The 20,558-nt window shown below is 38.6% G+C and carries 17 protein-coding genes and 2 pseudogenes; 7 read left to right on the top strand and 12 right to left on the bottom strand.

Features of this window, described 5'->3' with window-relative positions:
* Positions 1 to 6: 6 nt before the first annotated feature.
* Together Cop2CBH44_RS04380 and Cop2CBH44_RS04385 are read left to right on the top strand one after the other, a co-directional pair.
* Positions 7 to 249: a helix-turn-helix transcriptional regulator gene (locus Cop2CBH44_RS04380; protein WP_200755616.1), complete on the top strand. Its 243-nt coding sequence runs from the start codon at positions 7 to 9 to the stop codon at positions 247 to 249.
* Positions 233 to 1,261 (top strand): annotated as a pseudogene (locus tag Cop2CBH44_RS04385) (type I restriction endonuclease); the annotation flags it as partial. The gene Cop2CBH44_RS04380 and the pseudogene Cop2CBH44_RS04385, both read left to right, overlap by 17 nt.
* Here Cop2CBH44_RS04385 and Cop2CBH44_RS04390 read toward each other — a convergent pair.
* From Cop2CBH44_RS04390 to Cop2CBH44_RS04425, 8 genes and pseudogenes are all read right to left on the bottom strand, one after another.
* Positions 1,262 to 1,459 (bottom strand): annotated as a pseudogene (locus Cop2CBH44_RS04390) (AAA family ATPase); the annotation flags it as partial. It abuts the pseudogene before it with no gap.
* Positions 1,460 to 1,463: 4 nt separating this feature from the next.
* Positions 1,464 to 1,838 (bottom strand): helix-turn-helix domain-containing protein, encoded by a 375-nt coding sequence (locus tag Cop2CBH44_RS04395; RefSeq protein ID WP_200755617.1) that lies wholly within the window; start codon positions 1,836 to 1,838, stop codon positions 1,464 to 1,466.
* A 63-nt stretch (positions 1,839 to 1,901) separates the two neighbouring features.
* Entirely contained in the window at positions 1,902 to 2,708 is an 807-nt protein-coding gene (locus tag Cop2CBH44_RS04400; protein ID WP_200755618.1) for a hypothetical protein, read from the bottom strand.
* Positions 2,709 to 2,876: 168 nt separating this feature from the next.
* Complete coding sequence (locus Cop2CBH44_RS04405) at positions 2,877 to 3,992, bottom strand: tyrosine-type recombinase/integrase (protein WP_200755619.1); 1,116 nt, start codon at positions 3,990 to 3,992, stop codon at positions 2,877 to 2,879.
* 19 nt (positions 3,993 to 4,011) lie between these two features.
* Entirely contained in the window at positions 4,012 to 4,239 is a 228-nt protein-coding gene (locus Cop2CBH44_RS04410) for a hypothetical protein (protein ID WP_200755620.1), read from the bottom strand.
* A 39-nt stretch (positions 4,240 to 4,278) separates the two neighbouring features.
* Positions 4,279 to 5,154 carry a helix-turn-helix domain-containing protein gene (locus tag Cop2CBH44_RS04415; RefSeq protein ID WP_200755918.1) on the bottom strand — a complete coding sequence of 292 codons (876 nt, stop codon included), beginning with the start codon at positions 5,152 to 5,154 and terminating at the stop codon, positions 4,279 to 4,281.
* A gap of 271 nt (positions 5,155 to 5,425) precedes the next feature.
* Positions 5,426 to 6,826 (bottom strand): tRNA uridine-5-carboxymethylaminomethyl(34) synthesis GTPase MnmE, encoded by a 1,401-nt coding sequence (mnmE, locus tag Cop2CBH44_RS04420; protein ID WP_200755919.1) that lies wholly within the window; start codon positions 6,824 to 6,826, stop codon positions 5,426 to 5,428.
* A 13-nt stretch (positions 6,827 to 6,839) separates the two neighbouring features.
* The gene (locus tag Cop2CBH44_RS04425) at positions 6,840 to 7,697 is read right to left on the bottom strand and encodes a DNA/RNA non-specific endonuclease (RefSeq protein ID WP_200755621.1); all 858 of its coding nucleotides are present in this window, start codon (positions 7,695 to 7,697) and stop codon (positions 6,840 to 6,842) included.
* A gap of 108 nt (positions 7,698 to 7,805) precedes the next feature.
* Here Cop2CBH44_RS04425 and pepT point away from each other — a divergent pair, with 108 nt between their 5' ends.
* Complete coding sequence (gene pepT / locus Cop2CBH44_RS04430) at positions 7,806 to 9,026, top strand: peptidase T (RefSeq protein WP_021929447.1); 1,221 nt, start codon at positions 7,806 to 7,808, stop codon at positions 9,024 to 9,026.
* A 237-nt stretch (positions 9,027 to 9,263) separates the two neighbouring features.
* Positions 9,264 to 10,163, top strand: coding sequence for a tRNA (adenosine(37)-N6)-dimethylallyltransferase MiaA (gene miaA, locus Cop2CBH44_RS04435; protein WP_021929448.1), 900 nt, complete (start codon positions 9,264 to 9,266; stop codon positions 10,161 to 10,163).
* Positions 10,164 to 10,287: 124 nt separating this feature from the next.
* Here the strand turns inward: miaA and Cop2CBH44_RS04440 are convergent, their stop codons facing one another.
* The 4 genes from Cop2CBH44_RS04440 to Cop2CBH44_RS04455 all read right to left on the bottom strand — a co-directional run bounded on the left by Cop2CBH44_RS04440 (position 10,288) and on the right by Cop2CBH44_RS04455 (position 16,330).
* On the bottom strand, positions 10,288 to 12,312 hold the full coding sequence (locus Cop2CBH44_RS04440; RefSeq protein WP_021929449.1) for a DUF6562 domain-containing protein: 2,025 nt from the start codon (positions 12,310 to 12,312) through the stop codon (positions 10,288 to 10,290).
* A 58-nt stretch (positions 12,313 to 12,370) separates the two neighbouring features.
* Positions 12,371 to 13,453: a DUF6562 domain-containing protein gene (locus tag Cop2CBH44_RS04445; protein ID WP_200755622.1), complete on the bottom strand. Its 1,083-nt coding sequence runs from the start codon at positions 13,451 to 13,453 to the stop codon at positions 12,371 to 12,373.
* Position 13,454: 1 nt separating this feature from the next.
* Positions 13,455 to 14,690: a DUF3575 domain-containing protein gene (locus Cop2CBH44_RS04450; protein WP_200755623.1), complete on the bottom strand. Its 1,236-nt coding sequence runs from the start codon at positions 14,688 to 14,690 to the stop codon at positions 13,455 to 13,457.
* A gap of 737 nt (positions 14,691 to 15,427) precedes the next feature.
* Entirely contained in the window at positions 15,428 to 16,330 is a 903-nt protein-coding gene (locus tag Cop2CBH44_RS04455) for a glycosyltransferase family protein (RefSeq protein WP_021929452.1), read from the bottom strand.
* Positions 16,331 to 16,671: 341 nt separating this feature from the next.
* Between Cop2CBH44_RS04455 and Cop2CBH44_RS04460 the strand changes: the two genes are divergently transcribed.
* From Cop2CBH44_RS04460 to Cop2CBH44_RS04470, 3 genes are all read left to right on the top strand, one after another.
* Positions 16,672 to 17,265: an RNA polymerase sigma factor gene (locus Cop2CBH44_RS04460; RefSeq protein ID WP_200755624.1), complete on the top strand. Its 594-nt coding sequence runs from the start codon at positions 16,672 to 16,674 to the stop codon at positions 17,263 to 17,265.
* A gap of 383 nt (positions 17,266 to 17,648) precedes the next feature.
* Entirely contained in the window at positions 17,649 to 18,302 is a 654-nt protein-coding gene (rpe, locus tag Cop2CBH44_RS04465) for a ribulose-phosphate 3-epimerase (protein ID WP_021929455.1), read from the top strand.
* A 142-nt stretch (positions 18,303 to 18,444) separates the two neighbouring features.
* A complete protein-coding gene (locus Cop2CBH44_RS04470) occupies positions 18,445 to 20,529 on the top strand; it encodes a ComEC/Rec2 family competence protein (protein ID WP_074023894.1) in 2,085 nt (694 codons plus the stop codon).
* Positions 20,530 to 20,558 lie beyond the last annotated feature (29 nt).

Genomic DNA, 20,558 nt, shown 5'->3' on the forward strand with positions numbered 1-20,558 from the left:
TTCTATATGAAGCAACTAAATAGAATAAAGGTAGTACTTGTTGAGCAAAACAGGACGGCAAAATGGCTGTCTGAGCAGATTGGTAAGAATACCTGTTCTGTGTCCCGTTGGTGTACAAATACATCGCAGCCGGATCTCGAAACATTGTTTCGTATCGCTGATGTCTTGAATGTGGATGTGAGAGAGTTGCTTCATGTAGAAAAGCGGACTAATCCAGATAATTTTCAAGAATATGGCAATACAAAGTGAAGCGGCATTAGAAGCTGGGCTAATTGCAACACTTCAGCAAATGGACTATGAATATGTCCAGATTGCGGAGGAGAAAAATCTTCAAGCCAATTTCAAACGGCAGTTGGAGATACATAATCGTAAGCGGCTGGCAGAGCACGGTCGCACCGAGTTTACGGATGAGGAATTTGACAAGATACTCATCTACCTTGAAGGAGGCACACGTTTTGAGAAGGCAAAGAAACTCTGAGACCTTTATCCGCTTGATACAGCTGATGGCAAACGCATCTGGGTGGAGTTTCTTGATTGTCAGCAATGGTGCCAAAATGAATTTCAGGTGTCCAACCAAATCACAGTGGAAGGACGAAAGAAATGCCGCTACGATGTGACCATTCTTATAAATGGTCTGCCATTGGTGCAGATTGAGTTGAAACGCCGTGGCGTGGAACTCAAACAGGCATACAATCAGATACAGCGTTACCACAAGACATCTTTTCACGGTCTGTTTGACTATATTCAACTGTTCGTTATCTCCAACGGTGTAAACACCCGCTACTTTGCCAACAATCCGAACAGCGGTTACAAGTTTACATTCAACTGGACGGATGCCGCCAATCATCCGTTCAATGAACTGAATATGTTTGCCTCGTTCTTTCTGGAGAAATGCACTCTCGGAAAAATCATCGGCAAATACATTGTGCTTCACGAGGGTGACAAATGTCTGATGGTGCTTCGTCCGTATCAGTTCTATGCCGTGGAGAAGATATTGGACAAGGTAAAGAACTCCAATGACAACGGTTATATATGGCATACCACCGGAGCAGGAAAGACATTGACCTCATTCAAGGCTGCACAACTCGTTTCCGAACTGGATGATGTGGACAAGGTGATGTTTGTTGTAGACCGCCATGACCTCGACACGCAGACCCAATCTGAGTATGAAGCATTTGAGCCGGGAGCTGTGGACGGTACGGACAATACGGACGAACTGGTAAAAAGGTTGCAGAGCAACTCCAAAATAATCATCACCACTGGCCGAGACATTGAAGGTCTTCTTACTTTTGGCTTTCCCGATGGACGCACTGAAATTCCCCAGAGTCCCGATGATGGAATCATCCACCATCAGCACGGAAGCGGACTGCTCGTATGTCCCGGTTACACTGATGACCGATTCATCTATGTAAGCTTTCAGTTCCTCCGGAGTAGGAATATTGCTGTTCGTCTTTTCCATATTCCTACAGCTCTCTTGGTTTTGCCTTATGCCTTGTTGCAGCAAGCATCTGCTCGTGTTCTTCCTCGATGCTCAGAGGTATCTGACCTTTTCTTCCGCTCTCCAGCCATTTGTCCAGTTCGTCACGATAGACAAACAGATGCTTGCCCTGCTTGATGGTGGGAATGCCTCCGTGCTTGGCTTTGTAGTAGAAGGATGATTTGGATATTCCGAGATAGCTGCACACTTCCTCCACGGTCATGGGGACATGCAGGTTTTCTTTGACCGGAACCTGTTTTGCAAGATTGTCTTTCAACGCATTCTCAAGGCTCTCAATCTTTTCGCACAGCCTGCCTACCATTTCGGGCAGGTCATTGAATGTAAGGTTTTCTTTCAGCATGACTAAACGATTTAATTGTTTGACATGCCGCAAACCAATATAATGAAGTTATGCAGATTGTAATCAGTAGGAACTAATTTTCCCGTCAGCAGAATTTCTCATGCAGTCAAACCGGTAGTCCCCGTTTTCAGGCACATCGATATTGATTTTGCTCGTAACAGAGTCCCTGAGATTCTTGGAAAGATACTCGATTGTCGCACCTTCCAGTTCATGTGGGAATATCTCCTTTATGAACTTTGCCCTGTCGATTAACGGAATATCAAGCCGTTCTCCGATATTCCACGCAAAATGCCTTAGTGCCGGAGACTTGATATGATTATCTTCTCTGGAACGGATTGGTTTGTATAGATCCGTTTGTCCGTAAGCCAGAGCTTCGATGTTCTCATGAAGCGTTTCAAGTGCCTCTTTGGTTAGGAACTCAGTCATTATGTATGTGGTGTAGTCGTGTATGGCACTGACTATTGCAGTCCGTCTTTCCTTTTTCGCACGCTCCAGTTCTTCCATGCGTGCTTCATATTTTTCAAGATATGAGAGTCTCTGCACCACAACACTAGCCGTATTGTCTGTTTGCGGAAGTGCATTCGGAGTATCGGCATTTATGCCGTTGGCAACGGCTTCTGTCTTGTGAAAAACTCTACAGCCAAAAGAAAAATCAATACCGCTTTTTGCAAGCAATGGGTAGAACAGGCGTTGGAGAACGGCGCAGGAGAGGATTGCAACAACGATCCCGATTACAACAGGAGCAGAGTAGCCAATCGAACCAATCTGATGATTCTTATACAATATTGTAGCAACTGTTGCGAAAATGACACATAGCACAGCAAGGACAATGCTTGCTTTCTTGGTGGTGGGTCTGTTATTATCTGCCATAGACTGTTGATATTTGAAATTTCAGTGTGGCAAAAATAGATGTACAGTTTCAGACAGTCGCAAATAATGTCAGTAAATCAGCCCGGAATTAAGAAAAAATATGGTTAGAATATGATTTTCAGCGAAAAATCATATTCTAACCGATAAAACAGGCACGAATCCGCCGTATTAGCCCTTCCTTGTCAATGAGATCTTAGTGGTCGCTTCACGTTTGTTGCTGTCCACGACTTTCATGTAGCGTTGGGTGGTAGTGATGCTCTTGTGCGCCATGTTGCTTTGAATGGTACGGATGTCAGTGCCGGCTGCTGCCTGAAGGGTAGCGTATGTCCTGCGGTATGAATGGAATGTGATGTTCTTGGTGATTCCGGCAGAACGGATCCATTCCTTCATCGGCTGCTGCGTCCAGCTCCGTTTCAGACCTTTGAATACCAGACCGGTCTTTTCAGGACTGTAGCCTATCAGTTCCAATGCTTCATCACTTATCGGGATGATGTCCTCGGTCTTGGTCTTCTGGGTGATGGTATGAACACATTTCCCTCCGGCAGCGAAGTCGACGATTTCTTCCCAGCAAAGGGAAAGAACATCGCTGAGCCGCAAACTGGTCAGGCACGAAAAGAGGGAAGCGGTCTTCAGAACAGGTATCTTGCACAGGGTCTCGGCAAGGCAATACAGTTCTTCCACGCTCAGATAGTCCTTCACCACATCTTCCGGCTCGATCTTCTCCAGAAAATCATTGACATTGGTCTTGATCATCCTGTTACGGTAAAGGATTTTCAGGAATCCTCTGAAAGTGGACCAGTATCCGGAAGCCGAGTTCCGTGTAATATATCCGTCCCGTTTCAGCAGTCTGGCGTTTAGAAGGTACTCGCGGAACCTGTTGCACAGATCAACGTCTATTTCCTCGAAGGTGCATTTGCCGTGGACGAAGTTGCAGAAATGCTGGTAGACGAATCCCCATTTCTGGTCGTGCTTGCGGAGCTGCTTCCGGTAGTACTCCAGAAAGTCGGCCTTGTACTTGTGCTTGTCAAAGAAGTCATACCTTTCGTTCACGATGGCTTCAAACCTCCGGCACCGGATAGCTTCCGCTTTCTCCGACATCGCGGCATTAAAGTCCCGTTCCCGCTGGTTCTTGGGATTGGCATAGATATAAATGTTCAATCCCTCGTGACGGATGGTTTTCATCGTTTCCTGATCCCGATAGCCCGGATAGTAATCAAGGTAGAACGACAGCATACCCTTCTTCAAAGGGCGTGTCCTCAAAGTAACTGTTTTGCATTCTGACATAATGATGAATATTAAATGGTTATAACTGACTTTTGCTGCGAAAATCCTTAATGATGCTGTGCAGACCGTAATCAGCAGGAAATAATTTCCGGATAATTACAGTCGGTTGCATTAGGAAGCGGTTTGAATTTTTTTCATCATAAATTTTATGAGGTATTTTCGAGGATGTCCGGTTATTCTTTTTGAAAATGATAGCAGTAGCTATCTGACTGAAAAAAGAAGAGTCGGACAGACCGGAAAGAGCCATAAAAGAATTTTTGAAAAAATTCAAACCGCTTCCAATCCATTAACGGGCTCCCATGATGTGGTCGAATTCCACTTTCAGGAAGCGCACAAAGCGTCCTTTCTTTTCCCGTCTGATTTCATGGAACTGAAGGATGCCGTAAACCGAATCCCGTGTGAGGTTGTATTTCTTCATGGCTTCCTGCACGGTGTAGTATTCCGATGAATCTTCTTCGGCGGTCTTTTTTGACAGGTCGAAGTGAAGTTTGGAGTAGAATATCTGCCCGTGTTCTTTTTTCGAGGGGATGTTGTTGCGATAGATATGCGAGCGGATTGCGACACGTGTCATGCCATATCTCTTCTCAATTTCTTCGGGAGTGTACCATTCGGTCAGGGCATCGTCAGTCCTGTACTTGGCGAATGCCGCATCAATGTGCTTTTTGCTGTAATAGTTGAACTGGCGGATACGGATTTTGGGGATATTGTTCTCTCTTGTATATGCCCAAATCCATTTTTGCGAGACTTTGTACTTTTCGGCAATTTGCTCGGCAGTGTAGTACTCGGTTATATCAAGATCATCTTTTACTCTTCTTCGTTCATAGGGGCGTGTTTTGAGCATCAGTTCAATATCGGCTCTGCGAATGATTGACATCCTTGCACTGATTCTTGAAGCTCTCAACTTTTCCTCTTTGACAAGCTTGTAAATGTATTGGCGAGAAACGCCCATTAACTGTGCGGCTTGTGCAAAAGTAAAGTAGTCTTGATGGTCAAGTTTACTTTTTACTTCTATCAAATCCTGTAACTCACGAAGTTCGAGTCTTCGTTCCCTCATACGGTGTTTGTAGCCTTGACTGGCACATTGGTGGCTACAATAATTGGTGGTAGTTTTCTTCGCAATGAATGGCTTACCACACCATTGGCAGATTCTTTTTACTTCCATGTTGTTTTCTTCATATTTTAGTGAAACCATATAGTTTTAATTTCGCTTTTTGTCTACCTATGTAAACCATTGTCAACACATGTTGTTGACTACTTCAGTGTGACATCAGGGCAAATCCCGAAAATGTTCCGTGGTAGAAATACGGTAGAAAAATAGGGTGAACAACTGTATCCGACTGCACATAGCCGGATTTTGGACAAATAAAAAAGCCGCTGGAAATCAGCGGCTTCATTATAGTTGGTTCTAATTCGTTGCAGTCAGTTGCGTTCTTTCACTTTCCGATGCAAAATTTACTAAAAATATTACCGAGAATGTCATCTGTAGAAATCTGTCCGGTAATTTCGCCCAGATAGTGCATACATTCACGTATGTCCTGCGAAAGAAAATCCCCGGAAATATCAGTATCAAGACCATGCCGCACTCTTTCTATCGCAGAAAGGGCACGAGTAAGCGCTTCATAATGACGCGCATTGGTGACAATTATATCATTCTCCCCGGTTTCCGGTAATTGAGCAGCACGTACCAACAGTTCTTCAAGCTGGACAATACATTTGTTTTCTTTTGCTGAAATAAAAATATATTCCACCCCAGGCAGAGTCAGAGCAAACCGTTCTTTTTCTTCTTCTACAGAACCGCTTATATTATCGATTTTGTTAAAGACTAAAATCAGCTTTTTCTTTTCACACAACGGTAATATACGTTCACTTAATCTTTTGATTTTTCCTATCTCCTGTGTTACATCTATCACCCATAACACAATAGATGCCTGTTCAAGTTTCCTGAATGTACGCTCTATACCCATACTTTCTATCTTGTCTTGGGTATCCCGGATTCCTGCGGTATCGATAAACCGGAAAGTGATGCCCTGAAGATTTATCGTATCTTCTATAACATCCCGGGTAGTTCCATGAATATCAGACACTAATGCCCGGTCTTCATGCAAAAATCGGTTAAGCAAGGTCGATTTTCCTGCATTAGTTTCACCTATTATTGCTGTAGGGATTCCATTTTTTATGGCATTTCCTACTCTAAATGACTCAGACAAACGGCGTATCTCCTGCTCTATCTGTGTCGACAAATCTTTCAACTGCTCCCGATTGGCAAATTCTACCTCTTCCTCACTAAAATCAAGCTCAAGCTCCACGAGAGATACAAAATTGAGCAATCGGGTTCTCAAAAGGGTCAATTCACGGCTGAATCCTCCTCGCATCTGGTTCATAGCCAGACGATGGGTCGCAGCCGATGTTGAAGCTATCAAATCAGCAACAGCCTCCGCCTGCGAAAGATCCATTTTCCCATTTGCAAACGCCCGTTGTGTAAATTCTCCCGGAAGAGCAGACCGGCATCCTTTACGAATAAGCAAAGCAATAATTTGTTGTTGTATATATAAAGAACCATGACACGATATCTCAACAACATCTTCTCCGGTAAAGGAATGCGGTGCACGGAAAAGAGCGACTATAACCTCATCTATAAGTCGATTCTCTTCATCCAATATACTTCCATAAGCCAAGGTATAAGCTTTCTGTGAAAAAAGAGACATATTCTTTTTTATCCCTACAAAAATGTCATTTGTTATGGGTATCGCCTCTTTCCCACTCACTCGTATCACGGCAATTCCGCCAACTCCGGGAGCTGTGGATACTGCACATATCGTATCATTCGTTATCATCATATACTAATATTCACTTAAAATTCCAATCCGATATTTGTACCGTCGACTCAATGTTATCTTCCAATTCATCCGGCAAAGTTGGGAAAAAATCCATTCCTGTAAGAGATTCCACACTATCAATTGAAACAACGTAAGAAGTTAGTTTTTTATCCTCATTTTTATTCTCAAATATAAATGCAATACCCTTAGGAATACTGGTATAAGGAGACAAAACAACTTTAAAAAAACCGTGTGGCACCTTTACTTTATTCTTACCTATGGTCGAATCTGATGCCTTAACCAACGGGCCACACACGATATATATAGCACTGTCTTGAACTGCCCAATCCCTGATTTTTTCCTCAAGCACTTTCCACGCTCCCCTATTCAATCCCGGTCGTTGTGGACACATATTCGAAAAGTAAAACGATTCTTTCATTGCTTTCTTACTCCATTTCATATCTCCTGCCGGAGCCATATGTCCCTTATCAAATCCAGAATGCAAATAATCAGGATTCGTAGCACTCACCCCTCCTGTCATAGGGTCAACCATAAACTTATTCGTTCGCTTCACATCACCTCCCAGCTCATCTCGTGTCAATTCATATGCCACCCAATTAGGTATTTTCCACTGTTCATTATATGAGACTGTATAGCCCGTATGGCGTATGTGCTGTTCTTGCCTGTTTTTCAATGGTCCAGGTATCTCTAAATTGGCAGATTCAATATTATATTTCCCCCGGACACCCTTAGAAACTGAAAAAAAAGATTTTATAGGTTCTCTAAAACAATATAGTAATATAAGCACAAATATGACCCATGCTACGATAGTAAGACATTTCATCGACGACGGGCTTTTTGGTTTCCTATTTCGCCTTTTTTTTACCATAATCGAAAATAGATATTTATAAAACGCTGTGCAAATGTACACAAAAATCTCTATCTTTGTCTGTCAAAATTTACGAACCTTGAAATTGTAATTTATAAAAACACATATATGAATTTAACCGATCGTTTTCTCCATTACGTTAGCTTCGATACCCAATCGGATGAACTTACTAATATGACTCCCAGTACTCCTGGACAAATGATTTTTGCTCGTGAACTGGAAAAAGAATTAAAAGCAATAGGTATGACCGAAGTTTCGCTTGACGAAAATGGATACCTGATGGCAACCCTGCCTTCGAACACAGATAAAGAAGTCCCGGTCATAGGTTTCATCGCTCATCTTGACACCAGTCCTGACATGTCAGGTCGGCATGTTACTCCTCGCATTCTAAAGAATTATGACGGCAAAGATATCACTTTATGTAAAGAGGAAAACATTGTACTAAGGACAGAAGACTTTCCCGAAGTATTGCATTATATCGGCCAAGACCTGATTGTCACAAATGGAAAAACTCTATTGGGTGCTGATGATAAAGCCGGCATAGCTGAAATCATTTCTGCAATGGAATACCTGATACAACACCCGGAAATCAAACACGGGAAAATACGCGTTGCGTTCACTCCTGATGAAGAAATCGGTCAAGGAGCCCACAAATTCGATGTAAAAAAATTTGGAGCTCAGTGGGCTTATACTCTCGACGGCGGCGAAATTGGAGAATTAGAGTATGAGAATTTCAATGCCGCTGTTGCAAGTATCACATTTAAAGGAAGAAATGTACATCCCGGATATGCCAAACATAAAATGATCAACTCTATACGGGTTGCCACCCAATACGCAATTATGTTACCTCGATGGGAAACACCTGAACATACCGAAGGCTACGAAGGATTTTATCACCTGATCTCATTTGAAGGGACTGTAGAAAAAACGGTGCTCACTTACATCATACGAGACCATGACCGCGACCGATTTGAACGTCGTAAAAAGGAATTCGAGCATCTGACACGAAAAATAAACAAAGAATTTCCTGATTGTGCCAGTCTCGAAATAAAAGACCAATACTATAATATGCGCGAGAAAGTAGAGCCTGTCATGTACATCGTCGATTTAGCCTTTAAAGCGATGGAAGATGTAGGTGTCACCCCTATTGTAAAGCCAGTACGCGGAGGCACAGACGGTGCACAACTTTCTTTCAAAGGTCTGCCCTGCCCTAACATTTTTGCAGGAGGATTGAATTTCCATGGCCGATATGAATTTGTCCCCATCCAATCAATGGAAAAAGCCAAAGAGGTAGTTGTACAAATTGCCAAATTGACAGCCGAAAAATAAGAATTTCCTATATTCCACTAAAGATGTGTCAAAATTATTTTTATTCTAAAAATCTATCAAAATCTTCTGTATCGTGAAAACATACTTTACATGATACAAAATACTTTAGTTAGATAAACAGTAAATAATTTCGACACATCTTTTTTAATTATCCGAAGGTACATATATTAGAATCTGAGGTCTTCGAAATAAATTGAGGTACCTTCTATTATAAATCAAGTCATCTCCTTATACTACATGTCCAAAACACTGGTTGTACTTTTAGGTCCTACCGGAGTCGGTAAAACAGAGCTTTCGCTCCGTTTAGCCGAATACTATCATAGTCCTATTCTCTCATCAGACAGCCGTCAGTTATATCGCGAACTGACAATCGGGACAGCTGCACCCACACAGGAACAAATGGGACGTATACAACACTATTTTGTAGGTACATTAGATTTACATGAATATTATAGTGCTGCCCGCTATGAAGAAGATGTTATAAAATTGCTGGATAAACTTTTCCTTTCCCATAATGTAATCCTCATGAGTGGAGGGTCTATGATGTATATTGACGCTGTATGTAAAGGAATAGATGAAATCCCAACGATATCGGACGAAATCCGACATTACACCGTAGAAAAATACAACTCCGAAGGTTTAGATTGCATATGCCGTGAACTAAAAAAGCTTGATCCCATATATTACGAACAAGTCGATTTGAAAAATCCCAAAAGGGTCATTCACGCTTTAGAAATCTGCTATATGACAGGGCGGCCATATTCGGAATTGCGCACCAATCAGGCAAAAGAAAGAAATTTTAATATCATAAAAATAGGACTAATCCGAGAACGCAAAGAACTGTTTTCGCGTATAAATACTCGTGTAGATGAAATGGTTGCCAAAGGCCTTATAGAAGAAGCCCGCCGAGTGTATGCTTACAAAGACTATAATTCCCTCAATACCGTAGGGTATAAAGAAATGTTCAAATACCTTTCCGGAGAATGGTCTCTCGAACAAGCAACAGAAAAAATAAAACGAAATACCAGAGTGTATGCAAAAAAACAAATCACATGGTTCAAAAAAGACGATACCATCCGATGGTTTCATCCTGAAGAGGAAAAAGCTATTATCGAGTATATCGAACAAAAAATATAAAATCAGGAATCTTCTTATAATTACAATACCTTTCCTTTAAACAAAAATAGACATATTCTATATGCATGTAATAAAAATCTGTCCGAATTTTATCAATGACAATAAATTCGGACAGATTTTACAATTACGGTTCTGGAACTTCTGACGATATTATAACAATTTTATCTTCATTTTTGGTACATCTTCCAAAAAAATTATTCTCAGGAGCATATTCCGCAATAGCCCCCTCTTTATCATCCAAATATTCGACGTAGGTCGGATAAACGCAATTCTCTATTCTCGAGCCTGCTCCATCATTATATTGCCCGACAAATCCAGATATTCCTGACCTACTTCTCATACGGATATATACATTCTCCGAAAGGCAATTTTTAATGGCAATGCCACGGCCACCTACAATCTGGCCGACTAATCCCCCAGCCTGATAACCGGTCAAATGCACATCATTTACAGAACAATTATCCATCCACGTTGCGCCTCCGCCTACACCAATCCAGCCAATCAAGCCACCAATATTCTGAGTGGTCAATCCTGTAGAAGCTTTAACATGAATATGTTTGGCATGTACATTCTCAAACTGAGCAGTAGTACTATAATTCGCACCTGTATACCCTATGCAACCTGCAAAATAAGCATATTCTTTACTATGATCTATCGGATTGCCCTCGACATCAGTGTGCACCTCATCATTAGCAAGGCCATTAATGGTTATATTCTCAAATATCAAATTCTTCATGACTCCTTCAAACTTGCCCCACACTCCTGTATACGCATTATACTTTAACTTAATCAACCCTCCTAATGCAGAATATTCATATACTGCTCCAAATTTTCCATTCATTGAAAAATTTCTCAATACGTGTCCCTGTCCATCTACCGTATAAGTAGGCTCTCCAGAAGTATATATAGGTTTCCATTCTATCCCACTCATATCTATATCATTTTCCAAAAGAATCGTAACACCTTTCGATACCCGATTCCCTGCATCATTCACTTCAGTAACCATATCGAGTATATGGTCAGGTAACCATGCAAACTCATCTTTTGTATAAATACGGTAAGTTTTCGTAGCCTCATCATAACGAGGTTCCTTTGGAGTAAGAATTTCCGTATTCCACCACTCCTCACCTTCAATCCAATCATTTTCAAAATTTTCATCAATAGAGATTGTAAACTGAGCATCCGTTGTCAATATATTTCCTATTACAGTAGTCAACCAATTACGCTGAATAGGTATATCGGTGTTCAAATTATGAGAACTGATCGGAACTGCACCATCCAAAGCCTCAAAAGTAAAATGAATAGGAGTCTGTTCATTCAAATCGGCCATTAGATAGTCTACCACCAATGTCCGATTATGTTCACCTTGATCATAATTATCAGCATACTCTTTTTCTTCTTTATCAATAGAACCGGAATAAACCAACGTACTTCCACTTTCTCCTAAATCTTCACTTTCAGATATACCTGTCAAGACATTAATACTTGAAAAACGCTTACAGCCATAATATGATATTTTAAAATTGTCCGGCATCTCTAACTTGCCGATATTCCAGTCTGTAGTAACAATACGTATTTTGGCAAATGGGCGTTTCAATACGAAATCCTTCATTATGCCATCTGCACCCACAGCCACCTCTTCTGTAATAAAATACGCATCACGGCTTTCATCATTCAGCTGCTCATCAACCTCATCTTTACAAGTAATATTTTCAAAACTGCCCGTATCATAATGCAAATCTGTATCTGTACCTTGCATTACAAAATCTGCCCAAACAACAAACCTATAAGTACGGTTAGGCGTCAGACGTAATGAATAATTCACCGACTGATAATTATCGACAATTTTTCTTTGTGGAGAGATTACTTGTGTATAAGTAACGGACTCACCTTCCCCATCTACTCTATAAACGGCCAACTGGTAACGTAAATCATACTTCGTAAAATCTACATTGGTAATTCCTCCGCGAGCGCTATTACTGCTTTTACCCAATGTGGCCCGTGTTGTCTCTAATACTTCAGGAACAGAAACCATAAAATTGACATTCCCTTCTCCCGAAGCCACCGGACTGTCAATAAATGCATCCTCTGATTGGCATGCTGCAAATAACAAGCACAATCCACACATCAAATTACTAATTCTTTTCATTCAATTACATTTTTGTTAAACCATATATTCAAAATCCATTTCAAAATTGAAATACCCCCTAATCAATCCCTACAACATATTCTCCTTCAAAATTATCGTCAATAGCCACATTATTACCTTTTCCTACCTCTCGAGTAAGAAAGAATCCTTTTACAACCGTCTCATGATTACGTTTCAAAGGAATCTTTATATTCTGACAATGACTGATTTCATTTCCAGACGCATCAAAAAAATAGAAATCAGCTTGTATATTCGTTTCATTTCCATAACTTGTGAACAAATAGTCACCAAACAACGAAGCTTGCTCTTTTCCCTCATATGTTATTTGTGCCGGAACGATATTGAAACTATAAGTCGTAATAAATAAGTTCGGTTCTTGCGTCATTACATTATACCCGATACTGACATATTGCTTGTAAACGACTTTCACCGTCAATCCCTCCAAAGATCCCCTTGTCTGTATAAAATCTTCAAAATCAGTTGCCACCACCCTGTAACGCCCCATAGGACGCTGCATCATTACCGGAACAATCCGTGATGATATAACATTGTTATTCAATACAGGATAACCATTTTGTGAATATCCAAAATCAATGGTAAATTTCTCTTGTCCTGCCGCCGAGCTGCAATGATGCGTATTAGAAGGAAAAGTACTTATATCAGTCCGGATATTAGTCAGTACATCGGTATGATAATGCCAATCCACCGGATTGCCTTTATATACATAATCTGCCCATCCCAATACATAATAATCCCCGTCAGACAAATAAAAATGTACCGTATCCTGCGGAGGAAGCGCATCCTTATCTGTCAAGACAATACGTCGTTCCTCTCTACTTTGAATATACCCGTTCCTTTTATCGGGTTTTCCCCTATAAATATCCAAAATAATGCGTAACTCATAATCTTCTTCGGGAACATAAAGTTGTGCGGCCGTTTCTTCTAAGTCACGAACTGTACAATTCCATTTCTCATCATAAACCACTTCTTTATAATAAAGAGGTGGTTGCCTATCGACATGAGGTCTTACGATAACAAGAGACCTCTCAGGCATGGGATACTCATGAATGGTAGCATCACACGCTCCCACCAGCATCACAAGTACCAACGACACAATAATTACCAGGCCTCTTATATTCATATCATCTTCTGCTTTTTCGCTGTTTATACCATTTATAAGATATAGAAATCCCCATTCTCGTTATCCCCCAATACCACTCTGACTCAGAATGAAATTTCGGCCCATTTTTCCAGTTGCGGTAAGCATCATAACTATATTCTGCAAATCCGGCTCCTATATTAAAATCCAATGCCCATTTTCCCGTTGTACCCAAATGGATTGTATAACCATAGCTGACCCCCAGTCCCCATAATGCGTGATTGGGATCCTGATAACGAGCATGATTATTAATCGCAACATTGAATCCTGCAATATGAGTATGCAATCCTATGAAATGCCCCGTCATCGCATGTTTGGGCCACCAACGTATCTCCGGTTGAGCAGCCAGCAATCTCAGTTTCCGAGTTGAACTAATATTATAGGGTGAATACCAAACAGGAATATCTAATGACCAATGAGACCAAGGGCTAACTTCCATCCCGACATTAGATGTCAATGCCGCTATAAAAAACAAATTTGTTTTAACTGCAATTATCCATTCCTTAGGTTCTGGCCGCGAATACAGAGGTAAAACCAATGGAGCCAATCCTGGCAAACAAAATTCTTGAAGTTCAAACCCCACCGGCAAGGAAGGTAATAGTTCCGGCCTTTCGTGACATACAATAGCCATACGTGCATTCCGAAAAGGAGGAAATATATCTCGAACAATACACTGCCATGTATGACCATCATCCAGACCCTTTATCTGTTTTTTACGTTGTTCATTATCACTTTCTTTTTCCAAAATATCTAAAACTTCTTGTTTATTAGGAATTTCTGCTCCATTTTTCAATGCCGATTCAAAAGAATACCAATCTTCCCAAAGATTCTTTACTTTCAACTTATCTTCTTGAATCCCTGTCTTTTGACGTAAAAAATCAGCAAGAGCCCGTGAACGATAATCTCCTAATTGATAATTCCATTTCGAAGGACCTTCTGGCGAAGCACTCCCTCCAATCCAAACATAAGCCAAACGCATCGTTGTATCCTGTAATATTTGACACAAGACATTCGCAATACTATCAAGTTGCTTATTATTAAATAAGCGATATTTATTAACTTTAAATATTACAGGAACAATAGAAGTGTTAGCATAATAAAAAACAGAATCAATCTTCTTTTCAGGTAAAGTAATAACATAATCTGGATAATTCACTTTCCTAAAAGATATAATAGAATCTAAAGGGTTTTCTGCATATAAAGTCCCTAACATAAACATACTAACCACCAATAGTAATATCTTCTTTCTCCCGTATCTATTTATATTTATGCAACTCATTATAGGAAATAAGAATAATTCAAGATTGCATCAATCTTTACTTTCCGTTTTTCAAATATTAATAAATGTTGGTATAATCTAACTTTATTACATTTGTTGGATGTAATGTCTCTAATAAAGAGATGTTACAAACTATCATTTATCTGATTATCATATATATATCAGATACAACACCCTCTCTTTGGATTATTTTATCTAATATTTATATACCAAATCGATTCTGAAGAGAACAGGGAAATTATATTATATATAAATAATATAATTTTTTCAATTAACTATTACTATTCTAAATAGTTAATAATCTGAATATTATATAACATATAAACGTAGGTCTATTTATAAATATATTTTTTATAATTGTATAATTCATGTAAAAATATATCTTTGTAAAAAATTTGTAACATCTCTTTATTAGAAATTATATCTTTCCCTTTTATACATAAATAAATATTGGGAATATCAAACTGTTCTCACTTTTTTATCTCGCTGATAATCTCACACTATATTGTTTTAGGGTTGATTGGATAAACGAAAAAATTTGTCTATTTATAATCTATATATAATTTCCAATTACTGCCATTTATTAAATTAAGAATAATAAAAGAGGAGAGAAAATCCTAATAGGATTTTCTCTCCTCTTTTATTATATATAGCATTTATTCTATTTCCGACTAAAATCAAAATAATTTAGCAGGATATTCTCCAGCATCTACCAATGCCTGAATTTTATCTACCACACCTTGACGATCGGCAGCATAAGTAACACCGAACCATTTTGATGTAGTATCAAGAACCTTGACTTTGGCCACTCCTTCGTGTATTAATTTATTCACCATCAAAGGAATAAAGTATTCCGCCTTCAAATTTTCCATGTTTGCCTTTAAGAATTCTTTAAAGTATTCTTCGGAATATGCAAAATAATCAGGAGTAAAACCCCACATATTCATTGACACAGGCGTATTATCCGGAATAGTCACCAGTCGATCATTTTCATCCTTAAATGACACTTTACCGTCAATCCGTTCTATTGCCGTACGTTCTACAACCGTTGTCAAATAACCCTCCGCATTTGTTTCGCATACCCCGCGAGCTACCGAACCACTTTCTGAAAGAGTATTTCCTACACGATAACCGACCATACAGTAATCATTTTTCTTACCCTCCATCTCACTCAATGCCTTACCTAAAACGGCAAAACTATCACGACCATAAAAATCATCGGCATTGATAACTGCAAACGGCTCTTTTATAACATCTTTACCCATCAATACAGCATGATTTGTACCCCAAGGCTTCACCCTGCCTTCCGGGCATTCAAAACCTTCCGGCAAATCATTTAATGACTGGAATACGAGCTCTACAGGAATATGATTTTCATACTTGCTTAAAATAATTCTCCTAAAATCATCCTCAAAATCCTTGCGGATTACGAAAACAACCTTGCCAAACCCTCCGCGAATTGCATCGAAGATAGAATAGTCCATGATAGTTTCCCCATTGGGGCCCAAGCCATCCAATTGCTTCAAACCTCCATAACGACTGCCCATACCGGCTGCCAAAACAAAAAGTGTCGGTTTCATCTCTTAAAATTTAAGTAATTATTGTTTGTGTTATTTTTATAATACTGCAAATGTATTAAAAATAAATGTATATTTTACACTATTATTTAATTATTATTTTCGCTACTAAATTACATATTTTGAAATGAAAAAAAGTAACTTGTTAAATGAATATATCCGCCTTAACAATATTTAGTTAATAAGGTTAAATATTAGAATTTATAAGAAAAAAAGGCTCCAAACCTTTTTCATTTAAGAAAAATATATTTCATTTGCAACGAACAATTATTCTATTTATTAATCAATAAAAATTCAGAAGCCTATAGGATATAACATTACGCTTAAATCAAAAACAAGAGGTAATGGATAATAATTTGTTATCGCAATCAGATGAAACACTGGTTGGCTTATATGCAAAAGGTAATAATGAAGCTTTCGATATTCTGCTAAACCGTCATAAAGACAGAATATATTCTTACATTTATTATATAGTGCATAACCGTGACTTGACAGAAGATATCTTTCAGGAGACCTTTGTGAAAGCTATTATGACCATACGCCAGGGAAAATATACCGAAAATGGAAAATTTCCGGCATGGATAACTCGTATTGCTCATAATTTGATTATCGACTATTATCGTCAAGAAAAAAGTGAAAACCAAATCTCAAATGATGAACTTAGTGCAGATATATTCAACAATAAAGAATTGAGTGAAGGCACTATTGAAGACAGCATCATAAAAAAACAAATCGACGCTGATATTCGAAAATTGATAAGCGTACTTCCTAACAATCAAAAAGAGGTTCTTATCATGCGCTATTACAAAAATATGAGCTTCAAAGAGATTGCTGATGCAACGAATGTAAGTATAAATACTGCACTCGGCAGAATGCGTTATGCCATATTAAATATGCGTCGTTTGGCAGAAGAAAACAATATTGTGTTAACATTGTAAAAAAAGATAGCCCATATACAATAATATTATACAGGGAGCGTTTTTTAGGTAAACAATAACAAAAAATTAAAAATTTGCCTATGAATAAAAAAATTACTCCCGGAATTATATCAAAAAAAGCTTTGAACACCAATTTGGCCCCGAACAATCTTACTCTCACAAAGCTTAAACAATTTGCACGAACATATACATTTGAGAGTAGCCTGCCAGAAAAATTGAATAGTTATATTATCAATTAGTTCTGATAAACTATAAATTTCTAATCGGTTATTAAGCATTTGTTCAATAACCGATTGGGGATATATTTATTTTCCCCGATTTACTTCATTATTAAATACATTCCTTATATATTTGTATAAGTAAAAATGTCGTGATTATATATTATGAATCATAAAATAGCCCCTTCTTTACTATCCGCCGATTTCGGTAATCTTAAAGCTGACATCGACATGGTAAATAAAAGTGAAGCCGATTGGTTACACATTGACATAATGGACGGAGTTTTCGTTCCCAACATATCCTTTGGCTTTCCAGTTCTTGAGTATGTAAAAAATCTTTCTCAAAAGCCATTGGATGTACACCTGATGATTACCGATCCAGCTAAATTCATCAAAGAAGTCAGAGATTCAGGTGCTTTCATGATGAATGTCCATTACGAAGCATGCATACATTTACATCGTACAATACAGCAAATAAAAGAGGCAGGAATGAAAGCCGGGGTGACTCTGAATCCTTCATCTCCAATATCCTTACTCGAAGACATTATCAATGATGTAGATATGGTTCTTATCATGTCAGTAAATCCGGGCTACGGCGGACAAAAATTTATAGAACATTCTATAGAAAAAGTAAAAAAATTAAAAGAACTAATCAACAACAAAAACTCTAAAGCCCTCATCGAAGTGGACGGGGGAATAAATCTAACAACCGGAAAACAAATTGTTGAAGCTGGGGCAGATGTTCTCGTAGCTGGAAATTCTGTATTTAAGGCAGAAAATCCTACTCAAATGATACATCAGTTGAAACATTTAGACTAAAAGCATAACGAGAGACAGAACAAAGATAAAGACACAACAACTCACATTCTTTGTTAATCTCATCTAATTCCAATAAACCGAAAAACACACACAATTTACTTATTTTATCTCAAAGTTCTGTCTCTCTTATTCCTAATTTTCCATGCAAAACGCCCCTTTCATACGGTTATTATGCCCACTTATTACAGGTATTTGCATTCAACATTTTTGCCCTGCCGTTAACCTTATCTACATATTTTTTATAACAACGATTTGCAGTTTTTTGTTCTACCTTATCCCTCGCAATCCGGCAGAAAAATTCAGATTTCGGTATACATATGGCATATCAATTTGCTTTCTATTTTGTACCTTAGGCATGCTTTCCGTTGCATTGAAGCAAATGCAAGAAACACCTATACCCGCTACATACATAAAAGCAATTGCCCGTATAGATGAAAATAACGGGAAAAAAATCAAGTCAGTTTCATGCACTGTTACAATAGAACATCTAATCGACCAAAACGAAGCATATCATCAATTCAGTAAAAAAGCCATTCTCTATTTTTACCCGGATGATCATTCCTGCGCCCTGGTACCCGGTAATTACATCATCTTTAAACAAAAGCTCCAACCTATACAAAACATCCCCAATCCAGAAGCATTCGATTACGCTTCTTATACCCAAAGGAAAGGAATATTATATAGCCAATATCTGCCAGAAAAAGACTGGAGACGACTTGGATTCTCTCCCCGAATGACATGGAAAGAAAAAGCCCTATACTATCGGACAAAAGTAGTTAATATCATTTCTGAAATAAATCTGGGTAAAGAAGAACAAGCTCTTTTAAATGCCCTATTATTAGGATATACCGATGAAATATCGACAGAGCAACGCAAGTTATTCTCTTCTTCCGGACTTTCTCACATTCTGGCTGTAAGCGGACTACATACCGGCATTATATTGGGCATATTATATATTGCATTCTATCCGTTAATATGGTTACGTATGCCGCAAATGAGACATATCTTCACAATAGTCGGACTATGGATATATGCCTTCATTACCGGACTCTCTCCTTCTGTAATAAGAGCTTGTATAATGGCCTCATTCATTATCGTAGGATATGTTCTCAACAGGAAAGGCAATACGCTGAACTCTTTATGCGCTGCAGCTTTCTTTATGCTATTATACCAACCTTATTATCTTTTCGACATAGGATTTCAGCTCAGTTACATATCAGTATTGTCCATCGTACTTTTCTACCCTGTCATATTCCATGGCATCATGACCAATAACAAATTATGGAATAAAATTGCCGGAATCATTGCTATTTCTCTGGCAACCCAAATCGGGACATTACCTGTTGCAGCTTACTATTTTCATACGGTACCCTTACTTTTCTTATTCACCAACTTACTGATTATTCCTTTATTGCCAATCATACTCGGCATAAGCATAATCTCTGTTATATTGACAGCAATCGATATTTCCATTACTTGGATACATTATGCCACAGAACATTTACTGCATTTTTTGTCTTTAGTGGCCTACTACACCGACAAAATACCCTGCAATTCACTAAAAATATGGTTAGAACCGAGACACATAGTGCTATATTTCGGAATATTATCTTCACTTTATATAGCTTTCAAACAAAAAAAAAGTAACTGGATTATTTTCTGCCTATCCTTTATACTTCTATTCCTAATATACAATAAAGCCGTCCCCCTACCCAAGCAAATAGAAAACGGATGGGTCATTTATAATGACAACCAGAATACCGTCATCAACTTTATCGATGATAAAAATAATTTTTTATACAGTACTGACTCGATAGTAGACTATCCCAAAATAGAAAAAATAGCATCCAATTTTTGGATAAAAAACGGGATAAACAAATTTATAATCGCCAAAGATTCTATGAATAATGGCAATTTATTCATTAGCAGGCCATTTATCCTTTTCCGACAAAAACGAATTCTATTACTCGACTCAACGAACTGGAAAACAAAAAATTCGGCTTACCAACTCCCTATCGATTATGTCATCGCAACCAATGATTTTAAAGGCCGCTTGTCTGACCTCTTGCCTCTATTCAAGATAAAACACCTGATAATACCATCCAATATTACTTATTTCAAAAGTTATTGGCTCGAACGGGAATGTTCAAAACATCATATAAATTGTTATGTAATACGAAAAGAAGGAGCTTGGGCAAGCCTCGATAAGAACGAGCCCCGTCCCTAATTTCTCATCCAAGAAATCTGGAAAACAAG

This window comes from Coprobacter secundus subsp. similis, assembly GCF_015097275.1.
Classification (GTDB): Bacteria; Bacteroidota; Bacteroidia; order Bacteroidales; family Coprobacteraceae; genus Coprobacter; species Coprobacter secundus.